We start from the raw sequence: 24,246 nt of genomic DNA on the forward strand, positions 1-24,246 counted from the left end.
GAACGGGGCTATCCAGGACGGCTCAGACGCCGTGATCACACCAGCCACCGCAAGATCATCTCACCCGTGACCAGCAGTTACGGGACAGCCCTTAGTTACCAGGAAATGCAGGTAGAGCTCAGGCTCCTCGGCCGGCGGAGCAAACTCCGGGGCCTCACCGGTCAGCACAGAGCCACCCGTGACACGGGTCAGCAGGTCCCAGCAGATCCGCATCTCCCCAGCCCGGGCATGGCGCAGCACCTGCTTGACCACTCGCGGAGGTTCCTCCCACTCCCGCGTGACGGTCAGCATGCTGCCGGCTCATAGCGCAGATCAGCTGCCGACAGTGCGGACAACCGCCCTCACTGGATCCCCCGTGCGTAAAGACTCGGCGCCAACCACACCCTCGCTTCGGCGGAGCGCTTCATCAGTAGATCGGCGTCACGTCTTCAGCAAGACCATCGTCCCGCAGCAAAGCACCAGGCCACAGGACTCAGCGTCTACTGAAAACGAAACACCGAGACTCTGAAGAACCACCGCCGAATAGCACCTGACGCGTAGCCAGTTTCACCGACCGGTGACATCACTGACTGACGTACTCGAAGACCCCTCCGTCCGGGTGCCGCAAGACCGCCCGGGTCCGTTCGGCGTGACCGAAGGAGCGGCAATCCCCTCAGCGCCCGCCGCCTCGCCGACTGCGACCGTGGAGTCCAGATCCGGGACTGACGAGGTAGCTGCCACCCCGGCGAACCGCTCCGCGACGGCCCGTGCCGGCCAGCTTCAGCCCTGCGAACTCAAACCGGACCGCCGGCTCACCAGTTGATCCCTCATAGAAGCGCACGGCCGATTCGAGGTCGTCCACACGCCGTCGCAGAACCACTGAGTCAATAGTCATGATCACTTCGTCGCAGCGGAGCAGCGTCCGTTCGAGCGACTCGCTGCTTTCGTGTTGTCCGCTTCCTCCTTGCTGATGCGGAGGAAGTCCTCGGTCAGGTCCGCGATCATCGCGGCTCCGCGGCTGTTCTGGTGGATGAAGTCCGTCGTCAGCTCCAGACCTCGTCGCCGGGCGATGCTGTCGAAGGAGCGGCCCAGCAGGAAGTGTTGCATTGCGGCCCGGCTGGACAGTGTTCGGCCGTCCCTGAAGGCGATGCCGGGGCTGCGGCCGACCGTCCGTAGATGCTGGAGCTGGCGTTCGTACAGCGGCAGGTACGAGACGCCGTACGCTGCGGCTGTTTCCTTGACCACCTCGCTGTACTCGCCGGCCCGCCGGACGGGCTCGGAGTCGATCTCCTGACCGAGCACGGGCAGCGACAGCAGCGCCACCCGGGCGTCGGTCTCCTCGGACAATCGGGCCGCGATGATGGCGAGGTTCTCTCGGTACCAGTCGATCGTCGGTGTGACGTGCAGCTTCTTCATCTTCGTCATCATGCGGGTGTTCTTCTCGCTGAGGCTCGCGTTGGCGTCGTTGGTGCCGATCAGGACGGTGACGATGTCCGGTTGCTGCTCTATGACGGAGTCGAGGCGCTGCAGCAGGTTGTAGGCGAGGTCGCCGTTGACGCCTGCGTTGGTGAAGACATAGGGGCGCCCGGCGGTGCGCTCCTTGAGCATTCTGATGTAGTCCACGCCGACCTGGGCGCGGGTGTGGCTGTCGCCGAGGCACATGACATGGGTGGTGCGAGTGTGCAGGGTGCTCACGTGTTTCCCTTCCAGATCCCGGCTGCGGGGGAGGTTGGTTTTCCGCGGTGCTGTGGGCCTTGTTTACGGCCGGCTCGTGGCGGGGCTGTCGTCTGCGGAGAGCCACTGGGCGGCCAGGCCGGTGACGATCGCCCCACCCCGGTCGCTCAGGTGGATGTGGTCGACGAGCAGTTCAAGGCCGTTGCCGCGGGCCACCTCGTCCCAGCTGCGGCGGAGCAGGTAGTGCTCGGCCGCCGCACTGTAGGCCAGTGCAAAGCTGAAGTCGTAGGACGTTCCGTTGCCCCCGCGCTGCCGGAGAATCTCGGCCATCCGTTCATGAACGGGCAGATATACGGCCTGGGTGCGGGTGGCCGTCTCCTTGATCGCGGCGTTGTAGGCACTGAGCTTGTGGTTGATGTCGGCATCCAGGTCCTCGCCGAGCGGCGGCAGGGACATGAGCGCGATACGGGCTGAGGTCCGGCTTCGGACCCGGTCGATGATCGCGCCGAGATTCTCCTTGTACTCCTGCACCGGTACGCCGTTGCGGACGTCGTTGGTGCCGACCAGGAGAGTGACCGCGTCCGGGCCACACGCCACGACATCGGTATCGATCCGCTCACGCAGGTCGGCACTGGTGCTGCCGTTGACGCCGGCATTGACGATCTCGTATCCCCGGAACTCGGGCCGCTCGCGCAGGGCTCCCACCCAGTCCGCGCCCTGCGTGCCCTGGGTCATGCTGGCGCCCGCAGCGACGACAACGGGACGCTCTCCTGGCTCGGGCCCGTCGGCGCAGGCTTCGGCCGGCGGGTTGGCGGGCGAGCGGAGGAAGGTGAGGTAGCCGACGGTGCCCGCGGCGCCGAGCAGGCCGACGAGCAGCAGGGACAGGACGATGACGATTCGCTTCTTCGTGCCCGGTTTCCTCATGGTCAGCACCCCGGTGCGACGGTGCTGCCCACGGCGGCCGGGGCAGTCGGCGCGGCAAAGACGGCATGGCCGCCGCGTACCTGACCGGCGGCGGGCGTCTGGCTGATGGGGTGCTGTCCGGCGCTGCCGACTGCACCGAAGACGGCAATGCACATGGTGAACCTCCAGGGGTTAGTGAACACTAGCCCCTATGGTGGCTAGTGTTCACTAACCTGTCAATCGGTGAGGAAGGGAAGCGCCATGAGCACGCGAGAGCGGATCCTCGACGCGGCCGCGGAGATCCTGCGCACCCGCGGTGTCGCACAGGCCACGACCAAGGAGATCGCCCAGGCTTCGAAGGTCTCGGAGCCCACGCTCTACAAGTACTTCGGAGACAAGGAGCGGCTGCTGCTCACCGTCCTCGAAGAGAGGGTGCCCGGCCTGTCCCGGGTATCGGTCCGCCCAGGCACGGGCGATGTCGAGGACAACCTCACCGAACTGGCTCACGCCGTACTGGACTTCTACCAGGCGTCGATCCCCATGCTGGGGGCGCTCCTCGCAGATCCGCAGCGGATGGCCGCCCACCGGGAAGCGATGAGCCGGCACGGCGGCGGCCCCGAAAAGGCAGTCACAGGCTTCGCCGCCTACCTGCGCGTCGAACAGGAACTCGGGCGCGTGGCACCGGACGCCGACCCTGACGCCTCCGCATCCCTGCTGATCGGCGCCTGCTTCCAGGAAGCCTTCCTGCGCTACTACGCCGAAGGACCGAACGCCCCCGCCGCCCCGCGCTCATGCGCAGCAGCCCTCGCCCGAGCAGTCGTCAGACCCCTCATGTGACCGGCCCCGACGAACCGGCTCCCATACCGCCGCGGAAAGCCAAACGCCGAGGCAACAGGCTCAAGCGGCCGGTCACAGGATCGGCGCCGGCCAGCTCAGACCACACCCGACAGCGGACACCTCCACCGCCTCCAAGCGGACGTCGCCATCGCACGGCAACTCGGCCAAGGCCTTGAAGAACAGCTCGACAACGAGGCCGTCGACGACAAGCTCACCCGTAGCCTCGGCTACGTCAGCAGCAACATGACCAGCCACGCCAGATTCCTGAACCTCGAGCACGGCGACGGACTGGTCCGACTGAACCCGAAGAAACTCACCGTCGTCACCGACACCCCTGATGGCATCACCGAACTGCTCCGTACGCCACATACCGGGAATCACTGAAACTGCGCAGCGCTCAACCAACCTGAGCAACCACAGCCAGGCCGCAAAACGCCGCAGGTCAGACGGCTGCCACACCCAGACACTGCGCAGATCCAGTGAGCCACCACAGCACCAAGCCGCTCAACCAACCTGCACAACCCCCGGTCAGAAGCATGACGACTGCTCAGTTTCAATGACCAACGAGACCAGGTGTCGCGGACCAATGAACCTGCGCACTGCTCAACCAACCTGCACAGCCGCACCTCGATCGACAAAAACCACAGGTCAAACGGGCCCGTGCGACCAGCCCCTGCGCAGATTTACTTGGTTGAGGAGTTCGGGGCATGTGGTCACCGTGACGCTGTTGGCGTGGGGTCGGCGGCGGTGGGCGGGCTGGTAGGCCGGACAGCGAAGTCGTAGCGGACTCCTGTGAGCTGCTCCGACAGGTCCCACAGGCGGCGGGCGGTTTCGGGGTCGGTGGCGGATTCGGCCGGTCGTACGAGGGTGGGGTGGCCCTTCGCCTCGTTGCGTCCGTCTGGTCCGATGAACTGGCCGCCCTGGGCGTTCGGGGCTGCGGCGGCGTAGAGCTGGTTGAGGGCGCCCGTCTCCATGTCTTGGGCGACGAGCCGGTTGGTGACCTTGAGGATCGCCTTGAGTAGCCCTGTCGGTCCGGAGGACTGGAGGTTCGTGGCCGAGTATCCGGGATGGGCCAGCACGCTGCGGACCGGGACGGCGTTCGCGCGCAGTCGCCGGTCCAGTTCCAGGCCGAACAGCACGTTGGCGTATTTGGACTGGGCGTAGAACCCGCGCGGTGTGTAGGAGCGTGAGCCGTCGAGGTCGTCGAAGTGGATGGCTCCGTTCTTGTGCAGGGTCGAGGAGACCGTCACCACACGCGGGTCGCTTCCGGCCCGCAGCCGCTCCAACAGCAGGCCGGTCAGGGCGAAGTGCCCCAGGTGGTTGGTACCGAACTGGGACTCGAACCCCTGCTTGGTGAGGGCGCGCGGCGGCATCATGATCCCCGCGTTGTTGACGAGTACGTCCACGGGTGTGTCGAGGGCGTCGGCAAACACGTGGACCGACTCCAGGTCGGCCAGGTCCAGGGCGCGCAGTTCCACGGCGGATTCGGGGAGCTCTGCGCGGAGCCTGTCCAGCGCGGATCTGCCTTTGTCCGCGTTTCGCGCGGTGAGGATGACGTAGGCGCCGTGGCGGGCGAGTTCCCGCGCGGTGATGTAGCCCAGGCCACTGTTGGCGCCGGTCACCACGACGGTGCGGCCGGTCTGGTCGGGGATGTCGTCGGCCGTCCACCGGCCGGGGACGGCGAGGGCTGTGGTCATCGGGAGTCTCCATCTGATCGCTGCGGGGTGCGGAGCAGGTCGTCGACGCTTGCGGCCAGCAGCCGGTGCAGGTGGGCTCGGTCGACGGGGAGTTTGCGGATGGCGTGCAGGGCGGCGAGGCCGTGCGCGGTGGCCCAAATGCGGGCGATGCGGTCGTCGTGGGGGTCCGTGATCCCCAGGGCGTCCGCGATCACGGCGCCGACCTCGGCACCTTCGGTGACGGTCTCGGCGGCGGGCACGTGGACGCCGCCGAGGCCGTACATCACCTGGTAGAGGTCCGGCTCGTCGAGCGCGAAGTCCAGGTAGGCGGCCGCGGCCGTCTGAACCGACGTACCGCGCGAGCGCATGATGCCGGCGAGCCGGACAAAACCGTCCTTGACGAAGGCCAGCAGGATGTCGTCGCGGCCCTTGAAGTAGCGGTAGGCGTAGTTGGCGGAGTAACCGATCCGGTCGGCCAGGCGGCGCATGCTCACCGACTCCCAGCCATCGGCGCGGGCCATCTCACGGGCGGCCTGCAGGATCTCGGCCCGCGCTTCAGCTCGTTCCCGCTCCCGGCGCAGCCGGGAAGGAGAGGGCTTGGCTCCCTGCTCGGGAGGTGTCATGCCGCGTCGCCCTCTTCCCGGCTCCGCAGTCCGGCGGGCTCACCGGGCATGCTCATCGGCGCCGACAGACCCAGCTGGGTGAAGAACTCGACGGTGTTGAGCTCGTCCCAGTGCTCGACCGCCATGCCGTCACCCCGTACCCGCCAGATGTCCAGCGACCGCATCTCCACCGGGCGGCCCGTGGGTTCCTCTCCGAGCAGCGACCCCAGGTGGGTCGCGCGGTAGGTGAACCTGCCGGCCACCCGGTCCCCGTCGACCATGACGTCCTCGAGGGTGACACGGGTATCGGGGAAGGCGGCGAACCAGCGGCCCCAGAACGCCCGGTTGGCCTCGCGGCCGTCCTCGACGTAGGGGTTGTGGTTGACGTAGTCCTCGGCCACGAAGCCGTCCACGGCGTCGGGGTCGTGGCCGTTCATCAAAGCGGCGAACGCGTGCGCAACAGTCGGGTGGGACATCAGAGCCTCCGGTCGTCGATCTGGTTACACCGTACACGCTGTGTACGGTGTAACCAATAGTGGACCGGTCCTGCTGGGCAACGAGTTGGATCGGCTGACCGCCCGGAAGTGCCTTGCGGGACAGGAACGGAGCCAGTCGGCCCGGCGCATGCCCCGTGAGGGTCTATTGCGCCCGCTCTCCGCGCCGGCGCCCCTCAGGCCGGCCGGCCATGCCGGCATCACCCGTAGGCATCCCGACCCCGACCGCCCGGAGCTCCGGGGCTGAGGCACGTGAGTCTTCACTCCCGCACCGCGACCGACGGCAACCACCCACCACCGATCAGTGAAGCCGCGCAGCACCCAACCAACCTGCACAACCGTGCCCACAGCTGGAAACTCCGCAGGCCAACCGTTCGCGCGCTCCGGACTCTGCGCAGATTCAGTGAGCCGGCAGGCCCACACCCCGCTCAACCAAACTGCACAACACCAGGTCAGCAGCGTGACGACTGCTCACTTTCACTGATCGCCGACACCAGGCAAACGACTGCAGAGCCTCAGCGCGGAGGCTGAAGCGTGTGCGGAGGCGGGTACGGAGCGAAGGACATCAAGGACGGCAACCCTTCGCTTCCCAGCGGATCGCTGAACAGCGTCCGCCCGTGCCGGCGCCGATCCGCTGAAGGAGACTGCCCTCAGCAGGGGACGGGCCCAGGCGGGAACAGGGTGGGTCATGCAGCCCCGGCGCAGCCCCTGGTCGTGAAGCGTGAGCGTCGTGCCGTCCGGGCCCAGATCACGGACGTGTGCGGTGGCCGGTTGGGTCGTGGAGGCTGCCGTGAATGTCGCTGTGGCGAGCTGAGCCGCCATAGACACCGCACCCCGCTGTCCAGCAACAACGCACACCGACGGCAAGGCCAAGTGGACAAGTGGACAAGTGCTACGCCGAAATCGACGTCAAGATCACCGGTACATGGAACGGCACACGCAAGGACTTCCACGAGCAACACCCCAACCCGTGCTACCTGGCCGCGAACACCAACGACATGCTCAACTGGACGGGGCCGCTCCTCTGACCTGACCGCAGCGGCTTCGTCAACGAAACCCGGCACGCGGCTGCCCCAGCACCTACGAACGCGGGTAGCCATGGCCATGCGGCGGATATTCCCAGCCCGGCAGCTCGGCCACCCCGTAGAGCACGATCTGCTCGAACGTCACCACCTCCTCCGCGAGCGCATCAACGCGTCGTGTTCTCACCCGGGTGTGTCGCCGGGGGCGGTGTTCTGCGGGTGGCGTCGGGTTATGGGGTGGGTGGGGGCTGGGTGTCGGTTTTCCGTTTGGGTGGGTACTCGATCGGTTCGGCTTCCCAGTACCAGTCTTCCCCTTGGTGGATGGCCCGGCCGGGAACCGGGTTGGGTCCGCCGTCGCGGCCGGCGTGCCAGTGGATGAGGGCGATCACCGCGCTGAGGAAGAGGACCATGCCGAGGACGGTCCACGCTGCCGGGTCGCCTTCCGCGAGCCGTGGCCCGCCTGTGGTCCAGAGGTAGCGTCCGAGCCGCCAGGCCGCCATCACCAGCACATACCCGAGCCCGAGGGCGAAGGGCAGGAAGACCAGCCCAATGCCCAGACAGCCTTTGTCCACGCTCCCGCGTCTCATCGCAGCCCCCTCATTTCCCCACCCGCTGCTGGGTGTTGCCGGGGCGGGGCATACCCGGCCCAGGCTGGCCCGACACCGGGCGCCGACACGACGTGCATCGACGCTGACGCGAACCAGGCCGAGGGGGATCCACGGAACGCCAGAACCCGTTCTCGTGAACGAAGCCACGAGGCGCTGGCGGCCGCCAAGGGCCGCGGCCGCGCCCCGCTCCCCCGGCCGCCGCCGGCTCGGCACAGGCCCCGCGGAGGCCGCAGCGGGCCACTCGGCCCGGTTCTTTTGGGGTGCTGCGGGGGCCTCAGGCGGCCAGGCTCCATTCACCGCCCGCGGCGATGCGGGTGATGGTGCCGATGCCGGTGCGCACGGTGGCGGGGGTGCCGCTGTTGGTGGTGCTCCCGTTGCCGAGCTGCCCAGCGTTGTTGCCGCCCCAGGCTCTGCGAGTGCCGCCGGACAGGCACGCCAGGCTGTGGTTACCGCCGGGCGGAGATGTCTCGGACGCCGGTGAGGTTGACGACGGTGATGGGGGTGCCGCCGGCGCCACCGGTGTTGCCGTTCCGAGCTGACCGACGCTGCCCTGACAGTGCCGTTGGACAGCAGAGCGAGGCTGAACGAGCAACCGGCAGCGACCGCGGTCACGCCGCTCAGCTCGCGTACCGTGCCGGGGGTGAGGCGGTCAGGGGTGGAGACCGCTGAAGTGCGCGGGCTCTGGCGTCAGCCTGCGGCAACGAGAATGACGCACAACGCCACCGGGGCACCCATGATGGCGCGCTCATCCCCCAGAAGCTCCACCACATGCCCCAGAACGTCCAACGCATCCTGAACCGCACCGCACGGCTTGGTCACCCAAAACTCCCCGCGTACCGCAAGGACGATGCGCTCCTCACCCAGCAGACGCAGACCTTCCCACAGTGAGTCGCCGAAAGCCTCCCAGCTCCGCCCGTGCACCGGCGGTTCGAGAGGTACAACGTCGCCGAACCCGCGAATGATCGACTCCTGGTCTGTCGACCCGCCTGTGTCCACCTCGAAGACCCTCGCCCCATCGGCAGACAGGTCCTCAAGAACAGGCCCGGCCTCCTCGGCCGCGAGGACGTGTATTCCCTCAGAGAATTCCATGAACATCATCGTGCCGGGACGCAAACGAACCATTGCTACGCGGCATGTATCCGTGGTTCTCGATGGACCAGCTCAACATGTCCGAGTCGGAGACCTGGGGAGGCTGGGGCCACGAACCCTTCCCCGCGATGTTGGCTGCTGCCGACGCCTACTTGGTGATCGCCCACCCAGTCCGTGAAGGCCACATCGCCCTGGAGACCAGCGATCCCGCAGAGGCGGCCGCCTTCACAGCCCGTCTTGTCCGTGACCAGCTGGCGGAGCAGACACCAGGTCCGCACGGCTGGTCAGTCGCGGTGGAACAGGTTCTGCGCGAACCTCATCCTGGGAGTGATGCCGATCCGCATGCCCTACCCTGCCGACCCTTGAGCACGCGCCACCCGGTACCGGCACAGTCTGACAATCCGCGACTACGTCGAAGCGTTCGGCCCACCCAGACTGGGCATGGCAGTCCCGGCGGACCGCCGGCTGTATCTGGCCCCAGGTGGCCGAGGCGTGGGGAACCCGCCCTGGTCGCCTCGGTGGATGACGAGCAGGTGTTCGCCCGGTGGTGTACCGGCTCACCCTGGCCGAGGCGAGCGACCGAGGCCTGACCGTGGAGGGGTGCGAAGAGGAGCGGCGCCTAGCTGCCACTGGTCCGAGTCCTCGCCGCGCTGCGTGGCTCCGTGGACCGGGATCAGTCCCACTGCTGGTCGGCGAGGGAGGCGACCGGCTGGGGCTTGCCGATGACGGCCAGGGCGATGAAGAAGTTGATCTGGCCGATCGCGATGGTGAGGGTGGCCAGCGCCTTGTCGTCGTAGTGCTTCGCCACCTCGGCGTACAGCTCGTCGGAGACGCGCTCCCTGCCGTGCGGGGCGGGCTGGAGGGTGGCCTCCACCAGGGCGAGGGCCGCCCGCTCCGCACCGGTGAAGTAGGGAGCGTCCTGCCAGGAGGAGACGGCGGTGATGCGCTCCTCGGACACCCCGGCCTTGCGGAGGAAAGCGGTGTTCAGGATGGTCAGGTAGGTGTTGCCGACGATCTGGCCGGCACGCAGGTGGACGAGGCTCATCGTGCTGCGCGGCACAGAGCGGTTGCCCGTGGCGCGGAAGAGGGCCGCGCTGATGTCGGCGAGCTCGGGGACGAACTCGCCGGGGTTGGGCATGCGGGAGATGGGGTTGTTGGTGTTCGTCATGGCTGCTCTCCTTCAGGTCACCGTGTTGGCGTCTACACAGCACTGACGGATGGGCGCCCGGAAGTGTGACAGGCGGGCGGAAAATCTTTGCGCGGCGCCGACGAGCCCCCGAGGGCCGCGGCCACGACCGTGGTCAACGCGGCGTGGTGCCCCTGCGCCGGGGCCCGAGCCAAAGGTGCCCCGCGCAGAGCGCTCTGGGCACCTGGCCTCCACCGCGCACGCCATGTCGGCCGCCGGTGAGGTGAACCCGTACCTCGGATGGCGGCGGGCACGAGTGGCAGCGGTGGCAGTCCGCCGGGGCGCACCCAAGACTCGTCGCCGGAGACGAACGCGAGGGAAGGGCAACAGCCAATGCCGCAAGCCGAGGAGGAAGGCGTCAGCGCACGCCCGATCAGTGCGGTGGATCAGCGTCGGAGCGGGGCCGGACACCTGCGGAGTGTGATCAGGCGAACCAATCTGCTACCGGCATTCTTGGTGCTCACGGTCATGATGGTGGCCCTGTGGCTCATGGGTATGCCGTTTCTGCAGGCCCTGACGATTTCGACCGCAGTGAAGATCTCGGTGGCTCTGGTCGAACTCCGTCGGCTGCCCGGCCCTCCCGGCAGCTGACGCAGTCCCTGTCGCTGTGCGCCTGCCGGCAGCCGGACACCGCCACGTGGCGGTCGAGCGCCCTGCGATTCGACCGGTCCGTCGGTACGGGGCCGGACCACCCGGCCACCGACGTGCCGAAGGTGCTGCGCCGGATCGCCCGAGCGGACGCCAACGCCAGGCCCGAGGCCGTGGACCGGGCTTACGGCGACCTGCGGGAGCTCCTCCTGGGACGGGTCACCGGCGTAGGCACGGCCGCGCTGCCGTTCCTGGTGGATCTCGCGCTCGACCCGGATACGGCCGCACGGCCGAACCTGGCCGGGGTTCCCTGGTGGGGCGGGCCGCGCTGCATCTGATCGCCGGCCGGACCGCCCTCCTGCTGGAGTGGCACCCGGTGCTGCGAGTACTGGCGATGCGGAGCTGCGCCGGTGCGCGCTGGACGCGGCGTGGCCGCTGCTGGTGGCCCGGCTGTCCGCGGCCGCGGCCGTGCTGCCGGCGGTGCTCGGACACCGGGCGGCCCCGTACGCCGACCGGCTCGCCGCCCTCCTCGACGGCACCGTCGGTGACCACGCACGGTGGGCCCTGACCCGGATCGGGGACCCACGCGCCCTGCCGGGACATGCGGGGCCGGGGCTGTTTCCCCGGTGACCGACGGCAGCCGGACGTCGCCGACGTACTCCGGCCCCTGCACGCACACGCCGGAGTGCTGCTGCCCGCGGTACGAGAAGCCCTGCGAGACAAGGTCGCCGCCGACGGGCCGCTGCCTCGGACGTTCACCACCGCCCTGAGCGCACTCGCCCGCCACGGACACCTCGCCCCACCGCTCCGGGAAGCACTCGCGGCGCACCTGGCCGCTGACCGCCGGCTGTCCAAGTACGGCGACTACCGCTGCCGTAGCGCTGACCTCGCGGATCTTCTCGCCGTTCGCGTCGGCGCCGGCTGGTCGCGTCCTGTCTGCACTCCGCCTGGATGTGCGCGCACGAGCGCGGGAGGCTTGTCAGCGGACGACGTCGAAGACGTTCTTCTGCAGGCCGTTGGCATAGACCTCGTGCTCGACGAGCTTCAGCTTCTGGGTGTCCTTGTCGGTGGCGCTGAAGAGCCGCTTGCCCGCGCCGAGCAGGAGGGGGAAGACGACCAGGTGGTAGCGGTCGATCAGGCCGGCGTCCGAAAGGGCCTGGTTCAGGGAGGCGCTGCCGTGGACGATGATCGGGCCGCCCTCGGTCTCCTTCAGCGCGGCGACCTCGTCGAGTGAGCGCAGGATCGTCGTCTCGCCCCAGTTCGACACCAGGTCGTCTTCGGTGAGGGTGGTGGAGACGACGTACTTCGGCATGACCTTGTAGTCGGCGAACTCCTCCATGTCGGGCCACACCGGACTGAACGCCTCGTAGCTGGTCCGGCCCATCAGGATCGCGGTGGCTTCCTTCTGCTCCCGTCCCTTGATCTCGAAGGCCTCGGGGAGGAACTCGACGTCCTTGAAGGTCCACCCCGAGTTCCGGTAACCGGGCTCGCCGCCGGGCGCCTCCACGACGCCGTCGAGGGAGATGAAGGCGGTGGTGATCAGAGTACGCATCTTGAGGTTCCTCGCTGTCTCGTAACCGGTTCTCAGCAGGTTCGGCCGGTGCACGCTTCGACCACACTCGTGCCTGCGGTGCACCAACCATGAACTCTGACTGCTGATCACGAGGAAACTCATCGGCCGTCGCTCACTTTTCCACTCCCAGTGCACGTGCGGGTCAAGTCCGCAGCCCTGGAACGCCCTAGGAGAGCACCCATTGGGGCGGGTGGCCGGGGGCGGCCGGGCAGGTGAAGACGTGCCAGGTCCCGGTCCCGGCCGAAGCGGAGGCGGGTGGGTTGGGCAGCGGACGGGCCGCCCTGGATCGAGGCCTTCCCGCGCAGGGACGGGTCGCGGTCCTCCAGCGGCATCCAGCTGTGCGAGCCGGCGTCCACCTCTTCGGGATGCAGGACACACGGCTCGGGGAGTTCGTGCTCCCATGGCAGCACGGGCACTTCGGGTGGAGCGGCGAGGAAGCGTTCCGCGCGCTCGGTCTCCGCGGCGCGCCGCCACCGCAGGCGGTAGTGGCGCTCCAGGTGGGAACCGTGGGCGAACGGGCAGCGGAAGAGCTGCAGCAGGTCCGCGCTGTCGGGACCGGCCGCCAGGGCCGGGACGTCCCGGCGGAACAACTGGGCGAGGCCCACGAACGGGACCGGTCCGTCCTTCCCGGGCGGCGTGCCGGCGCCGGGCCACGGCCGGCTCCGGGGCCATGCGCCTGCGGCCCGGGCGCTGCGGATGTCGTCCGGCGGATACCCCTCGGTCTCGTGCCGGTGGGGCTCGTCGCAGACCGGCCACGGCTCGTCGTACGGCCACAGCATCGGCCCGCCGACATGGCTGTCGCGCATGCCGGGTCGTCCCGGACGGGGGTGCAGTCGGGTCGTCCGGCCCCGGTGGGCGGCCAGTTCCGGGAACACGGCCTCCACGGATACCGGTCTGGCCGGCGTGGTCCTCGTCATGCGCAGACCGTAGGTGGCCGGAAATGCGCCACGCGAACGGATTGCCGCGCGCCCGTCCGGCCGGGGCGCTGGGTGTCGACCCGCGCCGGACTGCACCTCGCAGCCATCGTCATCCGGGCCGCGAGGTGATCCGCGAAAGCTGAGCGGGACCTGCCCGGCGCGCAGCGTTCAGGTGCACACGACCTCGCCGGTCTGGCCAGGCCCAAGGCGTCAGGGCAGTCGTCAGGTCAATCGGTCCAGGTGGTCCAGCGTGCGTGGGATGGCTCGCACTGTCCTGACTCGATTGCCTGCTGATAAGCCTGGCTCGGATTCAGTGCCCCGCTGGAGAAGAAAACACAGTCCGGGTAGACCGGCTGTAGCCCGTACCAACAGGTGGCTATCAGGAGAGTCAGCGCGAACGCAGCGAGGGGATGCCTCCACGTAGGAGGGCCTGAGAGAGGACGGATCACGCCAGAGATCGTACGACCGGGATCTCACCCCCGGGGCGGCGGCGGGGGCTCCAGGCCGAACCCCGCTGTTGCGGGGGTCAGGCGACGCCTGTTTGTTCGGCGTGCGGTCCCTTGGGGTCCTGGTCCTTGAGCACGGCTGTCAGGTGTCGCATGGAAGCGGGAGCACACCCGATCAGCACCACGGAGTCGCCGTCACGGCACTCGGCCACCTCCCAGCCCCACTGAACCAACCGGGAATCCGTGCGCGCTCGCGGCCGGACCCGAAGCACTTCCAACCGATCCACCGGGATCGGGCTTCGATGAAGCTCACCGAACTCCGTCGGCGTGAAGTGAAGCGTGGATCGCGAGGCCCAGAGGAAAACCAAAGACGCACTCCGACAGTACGGCCGGTCGCCGAGAAGGCAGGCCACGAAGCGCACCTCCGCCCCCGCCGCAAAGTCACGAGCTTGGCGCTTGGCCTTCCGACGCTCATCACCCCACGTCAGCAGAGCTCCAACACCCAACTCCAGCAGCAGACCCAGCACAGCCGGCCCCCTCAGCCCAGTTTCTCCACCCGCTATCGAAACAGGGGAGACACAACTACGCACTCCTCCCCAGGGAGGAGACGGAACCGCAGGGACCAGGCCCCCTCCGGGGAGGGGCGGGGAAAAGGCCGGCCCACCAGCGGCGTTCTACTTGTCTGCCCGTCCTGCGGAAATCGGCGTTCAGTACGCAGCTGTATCGTCTGCGCATCAGACGGGCGTTCTCGATCCCGCCGCGCCATCACCGGTGGTGTGGCTGCCGCTCCGGCTCTTCCGCCGATCCGGTGAAGGCATCGCCCTGGTCGCTCCGTTCCACGTCCACGGAGCAGGCCCCGTGACCGGCGCGGGGAGTCACGCGATCGACAAGAACCAGTTCTGCCTGCTGTCCCTGCAAGACGCCGACCAGTACTGGGAAATCGCCATCCCCACCGTCGATGCCCCACTGGTCCGAGCTGCGCTGCATGGAGCCGGCACTGCGACCTGAATGGGGCGGGCGCCACGCTCAATGCGGTGGCCAAGGAAACGTGATCTACGCAGCCCTCGGTGGGAACCTGAGGATCACCAGCAGGCGCACCGGAACGCCATGAACCTCGACCTCCGCCGTCATCCAAGAGGAGTGCACCATCGTGACCACCACCGCACAGGCCGCCCGTGACGCCGTACGGCGCGTTCTGGGGGACACCGCCCACGCCGACGTGACCGCCTTCCCCGGCGGGAACCTGTCCATCAGCGTGCACAGCGGCGACCACACGGCCACCATCGACGGCGACGACGGCAGCGGATGGGGCTGGACCGTCGACCCCGGAACGGACGACGGGTTCACCGGGCACGAGGACGTCGCGGAAACCCTCGAGGACGCCCTGATCGGGGTACGCGGGAAGATCACGGCCTGAGACGGCGACGGCCGACGGGGCGGTTTCAGGAGCTCCACCCGAAGGCGGGCAGATCTCCTCAGTGGCCCGCCCCGCACTGCCACGGCTGCTTCGGGCTGGTCGGGCGGTCAGATGCTGCGGGCGGTGATGTCGCCGTAGGAGGTGGTCGCGTGGATGCTCAGGCCGGCCGCGGCGCCTTCGGCGTTCTGGAGCGAGTTGTGGATCCGGCCGTAGCCGGTGCCGGCGTCCAGGGAGGCGGAGACTCCGCGAGCGGCGCCGACCGTGATCCCGCCCTGCTGGGTACGCAGTTCGACCGTGCCACGCATGGCCTCGGCGATCCGGATGTCGCCCTGCTGGGTGCTGATCCGGGCGGGACCGCCCAACCGGCCCACCGAGATCTCACCGGCCTGGAGACTGAGCCGGGCCTCCGCGGTCTCGTCGAGCTTCACCGAACCGGCCGCGCCCTCGAAGTCGACGTCACCGAGCCGCCCGACGCCGCGGAACTCGCCCGCGGCCGTCTTCGCCTCGACCCGGGAACCGGCCGGCAGCTGCACCGTCACCTCGACCGAACCCGAGTTCCCCAGGATCCGGTTCTTCACCGGGGCCCCCGCGATCCGCAGGACCCCGTCACCGAACTCGACCGTCGTCTCCTTCGCCGCCTTCACGTCACTGCTCTTCGAAGCGTTCGCGGGCAGGACCTCCACCGTGGTGTCGGCCCGGTCCGCGGCGATGAACCGGATACGCCCCGCCGGGACGTCCAGAACGGCGGCGATCGTGGCGGGGGTGTCGAACTTCTGCATCGTGCTCTCCTTGAGCTCGTCGTTTCCGATGGACGAAAAGCTACGTTGCGTTCAGGAGTTTGGCAACGACTTCATTGCGTGGAGTCGTTATTAATGCAGGTCAGAGTGAGAAAATCGTTGCGATGGGTCTTTGAGTTAACGCAATGGCGGCCGCGCGATCGTTGCAATGGATCGCGAATGAACGCTATCTGGAGACGTTATGCCGACTGCCTCCGCATCGTCTTCCACGTGACCGTGACCCCGGCCGCGATCGCCGACAGCAGGGTGCCGATGACCGCCATGGTGATGGCCGCGGTGTTCAGGTGCAGGCCCACGTCGGCCGAGGTGGCCTGTGAGAGGCCCGAGGCCATGCCCGCCAGCGGGGGCAGCGTCACCAGGACGCCGAGGGCGGCGCCGACCAGGACGACCATCGCGGTCTCGCCGACCGCGAGGAGGAGCAGCTGGCGGACGGTGCCGCCGGCGGACTTCATCACCGCGAAGTCGCGGCGTCGGGCGTGGGCGGCCATGGCCATGCTGTTGGCTACGGCGATCACGCTGTATCCGACGGCGATGACGATGAGCATGTCGGCCAGGCTGTCGGTGAGCTTGGAGTCCGTGTCGTAGTCCGCCAGGGCGTACTCCGCGGCGTCGTGCAGTGCGGTGCCGGGGACGGCGTCGGATGCCTTGGCGCCGGCCGGGACGAAGATGTCGTCGGTGAGCGCGGCCGGGTCGTGGGCACGGACCAGGTCGCGGGGGAGCACGAAGTCGCCGCGGGCCGGGTCGTCGGGCAGGACCGCGCCGATCAGCAGGGGGACGTTCGCGCCGTCGGCGAACCGGACCGTGACGGTCCGGCCCTGCTTCAGGCCCAGGTCCTTGGCGGTCCGCTCGCCGAGCACGGCCTCGCCCGGGGTGTTCCACTGCTGGTCGCGGGTGCCCAGGACGTCCAGGACGATCGGCTTGTCGGCGGCTGCGGTGATGAAGGCGCGGGTCGGCAGGGAGGCCTTGCCCACGGGGTTGGCGGCGACGACCTCGTCGGTGTTGCCGGGGGTGCCGGCCGGGGTGACGATCGTCTGGCCCGCGACCTTGAGGGCCTCGCCGGCCGGGTAGGCCACTCGCATCGTCTCCACGATGCCGCTGAGCAGGACCGCGAAGCCGACGGCGGCGATCACGGGGGCCACCAGGGAGGCGGCGCGGCGGGAGCCCGCGACGAGTTCGGCCCGGATCAGGACCGGACCGGCCGAACCGTGCCGCTGGAACGGCGCGGTCAGGGCGCGGCCGACGGGGCCCACGAAGACGGGGGTCAGCAGGGCCGCCGCGACGACGAGCGTCATGGTGGCGAAGATCGCCATGTTGATCCGGTTGTCTGCGCCGGTGGTGGCGGTGCCGATGGCGAGGACGACGCCGGTGCCGAGGACGGTCAGGCCGGCGGTCCAACGACCGCGTCCCATGCCCTTGTTGACGGACCGGCTGTCGAGGAGGGCCTCGATCGGGGCCACCTGTGCGGCCTTGCGGCCGGCGGCCCAGGCGCCGAGGACGCTGACGCCGACGCCGATCGCGGAGGCCGTGAGCAGCGGCCAGGCGGAGATGGTGATCCCCAGGTTCGGCGGGGTCACGTCCAGGTCGGTCAGGATGTTCCGCAGGAGCGGGGTGGCGGCGACACCGGCCAGGCAGCCGGCGATCGAACCGAGCACGCCGACCACGGCGGCCTCTCCGAGGATCATGCGGCGGACCTGGTCGGGGCCGGCGCCGATGGTGCGCAGCAGGCCGATCTCCCGGCGGCGCAGGCCGGTCGCCAGGACCAGCATGGAGGCGACGACGAAGACGGTGGTGAACAGGCCGAGGATCGCCATGGCGCTGATGAGCTGGACGCCGAGGAAGCGCTTGTGCTCGATGTACGCGGGCTGGAGTTCGGAGCGGCCGTCACCTGAGACCACGGTGCCCTTGCCCGCGAGGATCTTCCGGGCGCCGGAGGCGATCGCGGAGGCGGAGGCGCCCTTGTCGGCGATCAGGGCGATGGCGCTGACGCCGGGCTGCTGTCGGGCGGCGAACGCCTCGCTGAAGTAGTAGCCGGGGCCGTCGACGGTGCCGACGACGGTGAACCGCTCGCGGCCCGCGGTGATGTTGATGGTGAGTTCGCTGCCCACGGCCGTGCCCAGGGCGCGATCGACCACGACCTCGCGGTCGCCGCTCGGGGACCGGCCGGAGACCAGCTCGTACGGCGCCATCCGGGCGCTGCCCCAGCCGTGGCCGGATTCCAGGGCGCCCTCGTCGGTGACGGGCTCGTCGCCGACGATCGCCTGGGCGTAGAAGGAGCGGTCCACGACGGCGGCGGCCACTCCGGGGACCGCGTCGAGTTCGGCCAGGAGGGGCTCGGCCTCGGCCTTGCTCCACGGGATCCGGTCCTCGGGGCTGCCGTCCGTGTCGAGGGCCTGCTCGGGCAGGGCCAGGGCGGCGGTGCCGGCGTACCGGGGCTGGACGGTGGGGCGGGAGGAGTCGTGGATGACGAGGGTGGTGGTGATGAGGGCCACGCCGATCAGGACGGCGATGAAGGCTCCGAGGAACGCGGACCAGCGTTCGCGGACGTTCGCGAGGATGAGCATCACGCCTCCAGCCGGGCCATGTGGGCGGCGATCGCGGCGGCGTTGTCGCCGTCCGGGTCCCGGTTCATCGGGACGCGGTCGGCGATCCGGCCGTCCTTGAGGAAGACGACGACGTCGGCCACGGCCGCCGCCACCGGGTCGTGGGTGACCATCAGGGTGGTCTGGCCCTCCTGGTCGACGAGCATCCGCATCATCTGCAGGACCTCGCGGGAGGTGGTGGTGTCCAGGGCGCCGGTGGGCTCGTCCGCGAAGAGCACGTCGGGCCGGGTGACCAGGGCGCGGGCGAGGGCGACGCGCTGCTGCTGACCGCCGGAGAGCTCGCTGGGGCGGTGGCCGGCGCGCTCGGCCAGACCGACCGCGGCGAGCGCGTTCGCGACCTGCTCGCGGCCGACCCGGCGACCGGCGAACCGGGACGGCAGTTCCACGTTCTGGGCGGCCGTCAGCGACTCGACGAGGTTGAAGGCCTGGAAGACGAATCCGATGTGGTCGCGGCGGAGCTTGGTGCGCTCCTTCTCGGTCTGCCGGCCGATGTCCACGCCGGCGAGGACGATCCGTCCGTCGGTCGGCTGCTCCAGTCCCGCCGCGCACTGCAGCAGGGTGGACTTTCCGGAGCCTGACGGGCCCATGATCGCGGTGAAGGTGCCGCGCGGGAAGCCGATGGAGACGCCGTCCAGCGCGGTCACCGAGCGGTCGCCGGCGCCGTGGACCTTGCGCACGCCCTGGAGTTCGACCGCGTCGTGTACGGAGGTTTGCCTCGTTGTCGTCATGGGTCGATTCCATGGCACGAGGGGTGGGCGGGGCACTGATCCACCCTCTACTTCGGAGGTAGAGGCAGCTCTACCCCGCAGGTCGGAGAGGCCGGGTTACGGTGGGGCCATGGCTCCCACAACGGCCTGGCAGGCCATGGCTCAGCGTCCCTTGAGCTTCCTGACATCGAGCTGGCCGTGGCGGTCCCTGGCCTATCTGACCGGGGGCGTCGTGGTCGGTGCGGCGGCCGTCATGGTCTTCGCCGCCGGTCTGGCGGCGGGGCTCGCGCTGCTGGTGGTGTTGATCGGCGTCGCGCCCCTGGTGGGGTTGGTGCTCGCCTCCACCGTGGTGGCTTCGGTGGAACGCCGCAGACTGCGGCTGGTGGACCTCGACCACCTGCCCGATCCGCACCGCCGGCCGGACGAGCCCGGTCCGAGGAGTTGGGTGGCCACCCGGCTCAAGGAGCAGGTGACCTGGCGCGAGCTGATGTTCACGCTGGTCTCGGCGGCGGCCCTGTGGTGGCTGGACCTGCTGGTCCTGGGCTTCTCCTTCGGGGTGCCCGCCGTGACCATCGCCTCGGTGGACGGCGAGACCTGGCCGTGGACGGTCTTCGGCGTGATCGTGCTGCTCGCCTCGCCCTACACGGTGACCTCGTGGGCGGGAGCGCGGGCCGCCATGGCCCGTACTTTCCTGGCCCCGCGCGACCGGGAGCTCGGGGAGGAGCTGCGCGAGGTGCGCGCCTCGCAGTCCCGTCTGCTGGACTCCTTCGACGCCGAGCGGGTACGGATCGAACGCGATCTGCACGACGGGGCGCAGCAGCGGCTGGTCTCCTTGGGGATGACCCTCGCGATGCTGCGGCTGGACACGCCGGAGGGCTCGCCCCAGGCCGAGCTGCTCACCCAGGCGGAAGGGCAACTCTCCACCGCGCACCAGGAGTTGCGGGCGCTGATCCGGGGGCTCAATCCGCCGGTGCTGGCCGATCACGGGCTGGTCGCGGCGGTCGAGGACTACGCCGGCCGGTTCCCGATCCCGGTCACGGTGGACCTGCGGCTGCCCGAGCGGCTGCCCAGGAAGCTGGAGACGACGATGTACTACGTGATCAACGAGGCCATGACGAACATCGCCAAGCACAGCGGGGCCACGACCGCGAAGGTACGTGGTCGCTACCATTCCGATCTGTTGATCTTCGACATCACCGATGACGGTCGTGGCGGTGTCGATCCGGAGGCGGGCAGCGGGGTGACCGGGCTCGCCGACCGGGTCACGGCGCTCGACGGCCGGATGCGGGTGTCGAGCCCGGTCGGTGGTCCCACCCTGCTGCATGTGGAGGTTCCGTGTCGCTTCGCCTGATCGTGGCGGAAGACGCCGTGCTGTTGCGCGAGGGCCTGGTCGGGCTGTTGCAACGGGTCGGCCACGAGGTGGTGGCGGCGGTGGGTGACGCCGACGCCCTGGTCGCGGCCGTGCGCGCCGACCGGCCCGACCTGATCGTCACCGATGTGCGGATGCCGCCGTCGATGGGCGACGACGGTCTGCGGGCGGCGGTGGGGCTGCGCCGGGAGTTCCCCGGTCTGCCCGTGCTCGTCCTCAGCCAGTACGTCGAACGCTCCTACGCGCTGGGCCTGCTGGACTCCGGCGGCGGCGCCGGGGTGGGCTACCTGCTCAAGGAGCGGGTGAGCGCGGTGGCCGATTTCACGGCCGCGATCGAGCGGGTCGCCGCCGGCGGGACGGTGGTGGACCCGGAGGTGATCCACCAGCTCGTACGGCTGCGCCAGGACCCCTTGGAGCGGCTCAGCCCCCGGGAGCGCGAGGTGCTCGGCCTGATCGCGGAGGGCCGTACCAACGCCGGTCTCGCAGCGCACCTGTTCATCAGCGAAGCGGCCGTGAACAAGCACATCGGGAACATCTTCGCGAAGCTGGACCTGCCGGTGGACACCGACGGCCACCGGCGGGTGCTGGCGGTCCTCGCCTTCCTGCGGGCCTGACGGGGCCCCGTCCCGAGAGCGCAGGGGATCAGGCGCCGGTGTGGGAGAGGTACGGGGCCAGGTGTGCGGGTGAGTCGCCCGCCCAGCCGATGTAGCCGTCGGGGCGGATGAGGAAGAGGCCGTCCCCGTAGGTCGTGTGGGAGGCGATGCGCACGGTGTGGAGGGTGGGCAGGGGCGGGATGGGCGTGGCCGCGGAGGGGCCGACGGCCAGGAGGGTCCAGTGCGGGCCGCGGAATTCGTCGAAGAGGCGGACGTCGCGGAGGCCGTCCGGGGCGCGGTCGCCCGCGCGGAGGGCGCTGTCGGGGAGGTCCGTGCGGGTTTCCACCGCGAGTGAGGAGCCGCGGTAGTTGAGGGTGAGCTGTCGGGTGGCTGCTCCTCGGCGGGCCTCGCCGCGGTGGACCCGGGTGGAGAGGCCGAGCATGTCGGCGGCGATGGGCAGGCGTTCTTCCTCGTAGGTGTCGAGGAGGGATTCGGGTGCCCGGCCGTGGAGTACGGCGCCCAGCTTCCAGCCCAGGTTGTACGCGTCCTGGACGCTGGTGTTGAGCCCCTGGCCTCCGGCGGGCGAGTGGACGTGTGCGGCGTCTCCGGCCAGGAAGACGCGCCCGGCGCGGAAGCGGTCGGCCAGGGCGGCCCTGGGGCGGAAGTTCGAGGCCCAGCTGACGGAGGTCACGTCGGCGGGGTCGAGGTGCGAGCGGGCGGCGATGACCGCGCGGATGGTGTTCAGGGAGGGGTCCACGTCGGTGGTGCGTGGGAACTGGGCCACCAGTTGGAAGTCTTCCGTCCCGGCGAGCGGGCAGATCGCGAGGAAGCCGGCGGTGTCGGTGGGCGGGAAGACGTGCCAGTGGTCGCGGTCGAGGCCGCTGATGCGGACGTCGGCCACCAACATCGGGTGCGGGTCGACGCTCTCGCCGGTCATGGTGATGCCGAGTGCGCGCCGGACGGTGGAGCGGCCGCCGTCGGCTGCGACGGCGTAGCGGGCGCGGACGGGCGGGCCCGAGGCGAAGCCGGCCGTGACCCCGTCCCGGTCCTGGTCGAGGTTCGTCAGTTCGCGGCCGAAGGCGATGTCGCCGCCCAGTTCCTTCAGTCGGGCGGCGAGGATCTCCTGGGTGCGCCACTGGGGGACCATCCAGGGTTCGCGGTACGCGGAGTCCTCGCCGCCCTCGTCGCTCTCGTCGAACATCCGGTGCTCGCCCTGCCGGCGGCCGTCCTGCCAGATCATGCCGATCGGGTAGGGGCCGCCGGCCGCCCGGATCGCCTCGCCCACTCCGAGGTCGTCGAAGACCTCCTGGGTGCGGGGCTGGATGCCCTTGCCGCGGGAGCCGGGGAAGAGTCCGTCGGCACGCTCCACGACGAGGGCGCGCACCCCGCGCCGGGCCAGGTCCACGGCGAGCGTGAGGCCCGTGGGGCCCGCGCCGACGATCAGTACGTCCTGTTCATCGAGTTGGTTCGAGTGCACGGCTTTCTCCTTAACGTTGTTAAGTTGACGCTCCAGAGGGTCTCCTTAACGGTGTTAAGCTGTCAAGCGTGACGGCTCGGAGATCTCCCAAACTGGACAAGAAGCAGGTCGTGGACACCGCGCTGCGGCTGCTCAACGAGGTGGGCCTGGAGGGGCTGACGCTGCGCGCCATCGCCAAGGACCTGGAGGTGCAGGCACCGGCCCTGTACTGGCACTTCCAGGGCAAGCAGGAGCTGCTCGACGAGATGGCCACCGAGATGTACCGCCGGATGACCGCGGGCTCGGACCTCGCGGCGGGCGCCGGCTGGCAGGAACGGCTCACGGCCGGCAACCGCGGTCTGCGCGCGGCGCTGCTCGGCTACCGCGACGGCGCGAAGGTCTTCAGCGGCTCCCGCTTCACGGGCACCGAGCACGCGATCCAGATGGAGGCGAACCTGGGGGCGCTGGTCGAGGCGGGCTTCACCCTGCCGCAGGCGGTTCGGGCCGCTTCCACCGCGTACTTCTTCACCCTCGGGTTCGTCACCGAGGAGCAGGGTGTCGAACCGCTCCCCGGCGACCGCAGGGAGGGCTACGACGTCGACGAACGCGCCGCCCGCATGGTCGAGTTCCCGCTCGCCGCGGCCGCCGGAGCCGACCTCTTCCAGAACTACGACGAGGGCTTCGAGGAGGGCCTGGCCCTCGTGATCGCGGGGATCGAGGCACGCTACCGCGTCGGGTGACGGGCCGGCCGACGGCATGTGAAGTTCTCATGGGGCGGGGGGCCTCAGGTCACGGCCAACTGGTGTCGGCGTAACTGTCCTGCCGTGGGGTGCTGGTGCGAGCCTGAGGGAGGGTCATCGAAGGGAGTCGGCATGGAGCGGCTGGAGATCGGGCTGTTGGGGCCTCTCGTCATCACGGTCGACGGCAGGTCCGTCGTCCCCAGTGCGGCCAAGCAGCGCGGACTGCTCGCGCTGCTGTCCGTGAACCTGGGGCGCGAGGTGGGGATGGGGGCGATCGTCGAGGAACTGTGGGGCGGGTGCCCGCCCAACGGGCCGGCCGCCGCGGTGCAGACGTACGTGAAGCACCTGCGGCACCGCATCGCGGAGGTCGGTGGCGCTGATCCCAAGGAGATCGTGGCCAGGGGGTACGGGGGCTATCGGCTCGGCTCGGCGGTGGCGCGGATCGACGCGCGGGAGTTCGAGGCGACCGTGACCGAGGCGAACCGGGCGCTGGCCGCCGGGGACGACGAGCGGGGCGCCGACCTGCTGAGGTCGGGGCTCGCCATGTGGCGCGGGCCCGCGCTGGGCGACGTACAGCAGGGCGGGATACTGCGGGCCGAGGCACTGCGGTTGGACGAGGTGCGGCTGGCCGCGTTGGAAGCCAGGATCGGTGCGGAGCTGCGGCTCGGTGCGCACACGCGGCTGGTGAGCGAGCTGACTGCGCTGACCTCGCTGTATCCGCTACAGGAGAACCTGCACGCCCATCTGATCGTCGCGCTGTACCGCAGCGGGCGGGCGTCGCGGGCGCTGGAGGTGTTCCGGCGGCTGCGCTCGACCTACGTCAGGGAGTTGGGGATCGAGCCGTCACGGCGGCTGCAGGAGCTGCACCGGTCGGTGCTGGGCTGCGATCCGACGCTGGACCCGCCGGTTCCGAGCCTGGTGTCGCTCTAGGCGGGACGTGAAAAGTTCATGGTCACTGTATGACTCAGTGGCT

Annotated in this window: 28 protein-coding genes; 11 read left to right on the top strand and 17 right to left on the bottom strand. The window is 69.6% G+C overall.

Annotated features, from left to right (window positions below; translation table 11 throughout):
- Nucleotides 1–876 precede the first annotated feature (876 nt).
- Together ACFV9H_RS33780 and ACFV9H_RS33785 are read right to left on the bottom strand one after the other, a co-directional pair.
- The gene (locus ACFV9H_RS33780) at nt 877–1,674 is read right to left on the bottom strand and encodes an SGNH/GDSL hydrolase family protein (protein ID WP_385405945.1); all 798 of its coding nucleotides are present in this window, start codon (nt 1,672–1,674) and stop codon (nt 877–879) included.
- Between the two features lie 63 nt (nt 1,675–1,737).
- Nucleotides 1,738–2,577, bottom strand: coding sequence for an SGNH/GDSL hydrolase family protein (locus ACFV9H_RS33785; protein WP_385405947.1), 840 nt, complete (start codon nt 2,575–2,577; stop codon nt 1,738–1,740).
- Nucleotides 2,578–2,817: 240 nt separating this feature from the next.
- Between ACFV9H_RS33785 and ACFV9H_RS33790 the strand changes: the two genes are divergently transcribed.
- Nucleotides 2,818–3,393, top strand: a complete 576-nt coding sequence (locus ACFV9H_RS33790; protein WP_385405950.1) for a TetR/AcrR family transcriptional regulator — start codon at nt 2,818–2,820, stop codon at nt 3,391–3,393.
- Between the two features lie 72 nt (nt 3,394–3,465).
- Here the strand turns inward: ACFV9H_RS33790 and ACFV9H_RS33795 are convergent, their stop codons facing one another.
- The 4 genes from ACFV9H_RS33795 to ACFV9H_RS33810 all read right to left on the bottom strand — a co-directional run bounded on the left by ACFV9H_RS33795 (nt 3,466) and on the right by ACFV9H_RS33810 (nt 6,147).
- Nucleotides 3,466–3,762 (bottom strand): hypothetical protein, encoded by a 297-nt coding sequence (locus ACFV9H_RS33795; protein WP_385405953.1) that lies wholly within the window; start codon nt 3,760–3,762, stop codon nt 3,466–3,468.
- Nucleotides 3,763–4,106: 344 nt separating this feature from the next.
- Nucleotides 4,107–5,090: an oxidoreductase gene (locus ACFV9H_RS33800; RefSeq protein WP_385405956.1), complete on the bottom strand. Its 984-nt coding sequence runs from the start codon at nt 5,088–5,090 to the stop codon at nt 4,107–4,109.
- The gene (locus ACFV9H_RS33805; RefSeq protein WP_385405958.1) at nt 5,087–5,692 is read right to left on the bottom strand and encodes a TetR/AcrR family transcriptional regulator; all 606 of its coding nucleotides are present in this window, start codon (nt 5,690–5,692) and stop codon (nt 5,087–5,089) included. Before ACFV9H_RS33805 ends, ACFV9H_RS33800 begins: the two co-directional genes overlap by 4 nt.
- A complete protein-coding gene (locus tag ACFV9H_RS33810; protein ID WP_385405960.1) occupies nt 5,689–6,147 on the bottom strand; it encodes an ester cyclase in 459 nt (152 codons plus the stop codon). The genes ACFV9H_RS33805 and ACFV9H_RS33810 overlap by 4 nt, the downstream gene beginning before the upstream one ends.
- A gap of 899 nt (nt 6,148–7,046) precedes the next feature.
- Here ACFV9H_RS33810 and ACFV9H_RS33815 point away from each other — a divergent pair.
- Nucleotides 7,047–7,193 carry a hypothetical protein gene (locus ACFV9H_RS33815; RefSeq protein WP_385405963.1) on the top strand — a complete coding sequence of 49 codons (147 nt, stop codon included), beginning with the start codon at nt 7,047–7,049 and terminating at the stop codon, nt 7,191–7,193.
- A 224-nt stretch (nt 7,194–7,417) separates the two neighbouring features.
- Here ACFV9H_RS33815 and ACFV9H_RS33820 read toward each other — a convergent pair whose 3' ends face one another.
- The 4 genes from ACFV9H_RS33820 to ACFV9H_RS33835 all read right to left on the bottom strand — a co-directional run bounded on the left by ACFV9H_RS33820 (nt 7,418) and on the right by ACFV9H_RS33835 (nt 10,052).
- Nucleotides 7,418–7,774: a hypothetical protein gene (locus ACFV9H_RS33820; protein ID WP_385405965.1), complete on the bottom strand. Its 357-nt coding sequence runs from the start codon at nt 7,772–7,774 to the stop codon at nt 7,418–7,420.
- A gap of 295 nt (nt 7,775–8,069) precedes the next feature.
- Nucleotides 8,070–8,312, bottom strand: a complete 243-nt coding sequence (locus ACFV9H_RS33825) for a hypothetical protein (protein ID WP_385405968.1) — start codon at nt 8,310–8,312, stop codon at nt 8,070–8,072.
- Nucleotides 8,313–8,482: 170 nt separating this feature from the next.
- Nucleotides 8,483–8,884 (bottom strand): hypothetical protein, encoded by a 402-nt coding sequence (locus ACFV9H_RS33830; RefSeq protein ID WP_385405970.1) that lies wholly within the window; start codon nt 8,882–8,884, stop codon nt 8,483–8,485.
- A gap of 673 nt (nt 8,885–9,557) precedes the next feature.
- On the bottom strand, nt 9,558–10,052 hold the full coding sequence (locus ACFV9H_RS33835) for a carboxymuconolactone decarboxylase family protein (protein ID WP_385405973.1): 495 nt from the start codon (nt 10,050–10,052) through the stop codon (nt 9,558–9,560).
- 351 nt (nt 10,053–10,403) lie between these two features.
- Between ACFV9H_RS33835 and ACFV9H_RS33840 the strand changes: the two genes are divergently transcribed.
- The 3 genes from ACFV9H_RS33840 (at nt 10,404) to ACFV9H_RS33850 (ending at nt 11,288) form a co-directional block, all read left to right on the top strand.
- Nucleotides 10,404–10,661, top strand: coding sequence for a hypothetical protein (locus ACFV9H_RS33840; RefSeq protein ID WP_385405975.1), 258 nt, complete (start codon nt 10,404–10,406; stop codon nt 10,659–10,661).
- A gap of 113 nt (nt 10,662–10,774) precedes the next feature.
- Entirely contained in the window at nt 10,775–10,996 is a 222-nt protein-coding gene (locus tag ACFV9H_RS33845; protein ID WP_385405978.1) for a hypothetical protein, read from the top strand.
- Between the two features lie 28 nt (nt 10,997–11,024).
- Nucleotides 11,025–11,288, top strand: a complete 264-nt coding sequence (locus ACFV9H_RS33850; RefSeq protein ID WP_385405980.1) for a hypothetical protein — start codon at nt 11,025–11,027, stop codon at nt 11,286–11,288.
- A gap of 349 nt (nt 11,289–11,637) precedes the next feature.
- On the opposite strand, the gene ACFV9H_RS33855 is transcribed toward ACFV9H_RS33850, so the two are convergent.
- The 3 genes from ACFV9H_RS33855 to ACFV9H_RS33865 form a co-directional block, all read right to left on the bottom strand.
- Nucleotides 11,638–12,210: a dihydrofolate reductase family protein gene (locus ACFV9H_RS33855; RefSeq protein ID WP_385405982.1), complete on the bottom strand. Its 573-nt coding sequence runs from the start codon at nt 12,208–12,210 to the stop codon at nt 11,638–11,640.
- A 119-nt stretch (nt 12,211–12,329) separates the two neighbouring features.
- The gene (locus tag ACFV9H_RS33860; protein WP_385405985.1) at nt 12,330–13,148 is read right to left on the bottom strand and encodes a hypothetical protein; all 819 of its coding nucleotides are present in this window, start codon (nt 13,146–13,148) and stop codon (nt 12,330–12,332) included.
- A gap of 526 nt (nt 13,149–13,674) precedes the next feature.
- Nucleotides 13,675–14,121, bottom strand: a complete 447-nt coding sequence (locus tag ACFV9H_RS33865; protein ID WP_385405988.1) for a hypothetical protein — start codon at nt 14,119–14,121, stop codon at nt 13,675–13,677.
- A gap of 331 nt (nt 14,122–14,452) precedes the next feature.
- On the opposite strand from ACFV9H_RS33865, the gene ACFV9H_RS33870 reads away from it, so the two are divergent.
- A complete protein-coding gene (locus ACFV9H_RS33870; RefSeq protein ID WP_385405991.1) occupies nt 14,453–14,602 on the top strand; it encodes a hypothetical protein in 150 nt (49 codons plus the stop codon).
- A 142-nt stretch (nt 14,603–14,744) separates the two neighbouring features.
- Complete coding sequence (locus ACFV9H_RS33875) at nt 14,745–15,011, top strand: hypothetical protein (protein ID WP_385405993.1); 267 nt, start codon at nt 14,745–14,747, stop codon at nt 15,009–15,011.
- Nucleotides 15,012–15,118: 107 nt separating this feature from the next.
- On the opposite strand, the gene ACFV9H_RS33880 is transcribed toward ACFV9H_RS33875, so the two are convergent.
- The 3 genes from ACFV9H_RS33880 to ACFV9H_RS33890 all read right to left on the bottom strand — a co-directional run bounded on the left by ACFV9H_RS33880 (nt 15,119) and on the right by ACFV9H_RS33890 (nt 19,136).
- A complete protein-coding gene (locus tag ACFV9H_RS33880; RefSeq protein ID WP_385399891.1) occupies nt 15,119–15,790 on the bottom strand; it encodes a DUF4097 family beta strand repeat-containing protein in 672 nt (223 codons plus the stop codon).
- A 197-nt stretch (nt 15,791–15,987) separates the two neighbouring features.
- Nucleotides 15,988–18,369 carry an ABC transporter permease gene (locus tag ACFV9H_RS33885; RefSeq protein WP_385405996.1) on the bottom strand — a complete coding sequence of 794 codons (2,382 nt, stop codon included), beginning with the start codon at nt 18,367–18,369 and terminating at the stop codon, nt 15,988–15,990.
- Nucleotides 18,369–19,136 (bottom strand): ABC transporter ATP-binding protein, encoded by a 768-nt coding sequence (locus ACFV9H_RS33890; RefSeq protein ID WP_385405999.1) that lies wholly within the window; start codon nt 19,134–19,136, stop codon nt 18,369–18,371. The genes ACFV9H_RS33885 and ACFV9H_RS33890 overlap by 1 nt, the downstream gene beginning before the upstream one ends.
- Before the next feature lie 109 nt (nt 19,137–19,245).
- On the opposite strand from ACFV9H_RS33890, the gene ACFV9H_RS33895 reads away from it, so the two are divergent.
- Together ACFV9H_RS33895 and ACFV9H_RS33900 are read left to right on the top strand one after the other, a co-directional pair.
- Nucleotides 19,246–20,466: a sensor histidine kinase gene (locus tag ACFV9H_RS33895; RefSeq protein WP_385406001.1), complete on the top strand. Its 1,221-nt coding sequence runs from the start codon at nt 19,246–19,248 to the stop codon at nt 20,464–20,466.
- The gene (locus tag ACFV9H_RS33900; protein WP_385406040.1) at nt 20,466–21,098 is read left to right on the top strand and encodes a response regulator; all 633 of its coding nucleotides are present in this window, start codon (nt 20,466–20,468) and stop codon (nt 21,096–21,098) included. The genes ACFV9H_RS33895 and ACFV9H_RS33900 overlap by 1 nt, the downstream gene beginning before the upstream one ends.
- A gap of 28 nt (nt 21,099–21,126) precedes the next feature.
- On the opposite strand, the gene ACFV9H_RS33905 is transcribed toward ACFV9H_RS33900, so the two are convergent.
- Nucleotides 21,127–22,554: an FAD-dependent oxidoreductase gene (locus ACFV9H_RS33905; protein ID WP_385406004.1), complete on the bottom strand. Its 1,428-nt coding sequence runs from the start codon at nt 22,552–22,554 to the stop codon at nt 21,127–21,129.
- Nucleotides 22,555–22,622: 68 nt separating this feature from the next.
- Here ACFV9H_RS33905 and ACFV9H_RS33910 point away from each other — a divergent pair, with 68 nt between their 5' ends.
- Both ACFV9H_RS33910 and ACFV9H_RS33915 read left to right on the top strand, forming a co-directional pair.
- Entirely contained in the window at nt 22,623–23,273 is a 651-nt protein-coding gene (locus ACFV9H_RS33910; RefSeq protein WP_385406006.1) for a TetR/AcrR family transcriptional regulator C-terminal domain-containing protein, read from the top strand.
- Between the two features lie 132 nt (nt 23,274–23,405).
- Nucleotides 23,406–24,203, top strand: a complete 798-nt coding sequence (locus ACFV9H_RS33915; RefSeq protein ID WP_385406008.1) for a BTAD domain-containing putative transcriptional regulator — start codon at nt 23,406–23,408, stop codon at nt 24,201–24,203.
- Nucleotides 24,204–24,246 lie beyond the last annotated feature (43 nt).

The sequence above is a fragment of the Streptomyces sp. NPDC059874 genome, from assembly GCF_042731135.1.
Taxonomy (GTDB): domain Bacteria; phylum Actinomycetota; class Actinomycetes; order Streptomycetales; family Streptomycetaceae; genus Streptomyces.

What these genes read in the sequence shown, in the direction of transcription:
- ACFV9H_RS33785 (WP_385405947.1), bottom strand. Translation starts at nt 2,577, where the DNA reads ATGAGGAAACCGGGCACGAAGAAGCGAATCGTCATCGTCCTGTCCCTG.
- ACFV9H_RS33790 (WP_385405950.1), top strand. Translation starts at nt 2,818, where the DNA reads ATGAGCACGCGAGAGCGGATCCTCGACGCGGCCGCGGAGATCCTGCGC.
- ACFV9H_RS33795 (WP_385405953.1), bottom strand. Translation starts at nt 3,762, where the DNA reads ATGTGGCGTACGGAGCAGTTCGGTGATGCCATCAGGGGTGTCGGTGAC.
- ACFV9H_RS33800 (WP_385405956.1), bottom strand. Translation starts at nt 5,090, where the DNA reads ATGACCACAGCCCTCGCCGTCCCCGGCCGGTGGACGGCCGACGACATC.
- ACFV9H_RS33805 (WP_385405958.1), bottom strand. Translation starts at nt 5,692, where the DNA reads ATGACACCTCCCGAGCAGGGAGCCAAGCCCTCTCCTTCCCGGCTGCGC.
- ACFV9H_RS33810 (WP_385405960.1), bottom strand. Translation starts at nt 6,147, where the DNA reads ATGTCCCACCCGACTGTTGCGCACGCGTTCGCCGCTTTGATGAACGGC.
- ACFV9H_RS33820 (WP_385405965.1), bottom strand. Translation starts at nt 7,774, where the DNA reads ATGAGACGCGGGAGCGTGGACAAAGGCTGTCTGGGCATTGGGCTGGTC.
- ACFV9H_RS33830 (WP_385405970.1), bottom strand. Translation starts at nt 8,884, where the DNA reads ATGGAATTCTCTGAGGGAATACACGTCCTCGCGGCCGAGGAGGCCGGG.
- ACFV9H_RS33835 (WP_385405973.1), bottom strand. Translation starts at nt 10,052, where the DNA reads ATGACGAACACCAACAACCCCATCTCCCGCATGCCCAACCCCGGCGAG.
- ACFV9H_RS33840 (WP_385405975.1), top strand. Translation starts at nt 10,404, where the DNA reads ATGCCGCAAGCCGAGGAGGAAGGCGTCAGCGCACGCCCGATCAGTGCG.
- ACFV9H_RS33855 (WP_385405982.1), bottom strand. Translation starts at nt 12,210, where the DNA reads ATGCGTACTCTGATCACCACCGCCTTCATCTCCCTCGACGGCGTCGTG.
- ACFV9H_RS33860 (WP_385405985.1), bottom strand. Translation starts at nt 13,148, where the DNA reads ATGACGAGGACCACGCCGGCCAGACCGGTATCCGTGGAGGCCGTGTTC.
- ACFV9H_RS33880 (WP_385399891.1), bottom strand. Translation starts at nt 15,790, where the DNA reads ATGCAGAAGTTCGACACCCCCGCCACGATCGCCGCCGTTCTGGACGTC.
- ACFV9H_RS33885 (WP_385405996.1), bottom strand. Translation starts at nt 18,369, where the DNA reads ATGCTCATCCTCGCGAACGTCCGCGAACGCTGGTCCGCGTTCCTCGGA.
- ACFV9H_RS33890 (WP_385405999.1), bottom strand. Translation starts at nt 19,136, where the DNA reads ATGACGACAACGAGGCAAACCTCCGTACACGACGCGGTCGAACTCCAG.
- ACFV9H_RS33895 (WP_385406001.1), top strand. Translation starts at nt 19,246, where the DNA reads ATGGCTCCCACAACGGCCTGGCAGGCCATGGCTCAGCGTCCCTTGAGC.
- ACFV9H_RS33915 (WP_385406008.1), top strand. Translation starts at nt 23,406, where the DNA reads ATGGAGCGGCTGGAGATCGGGCTGTTGGGGCCTCTCGTCATCACGGTC.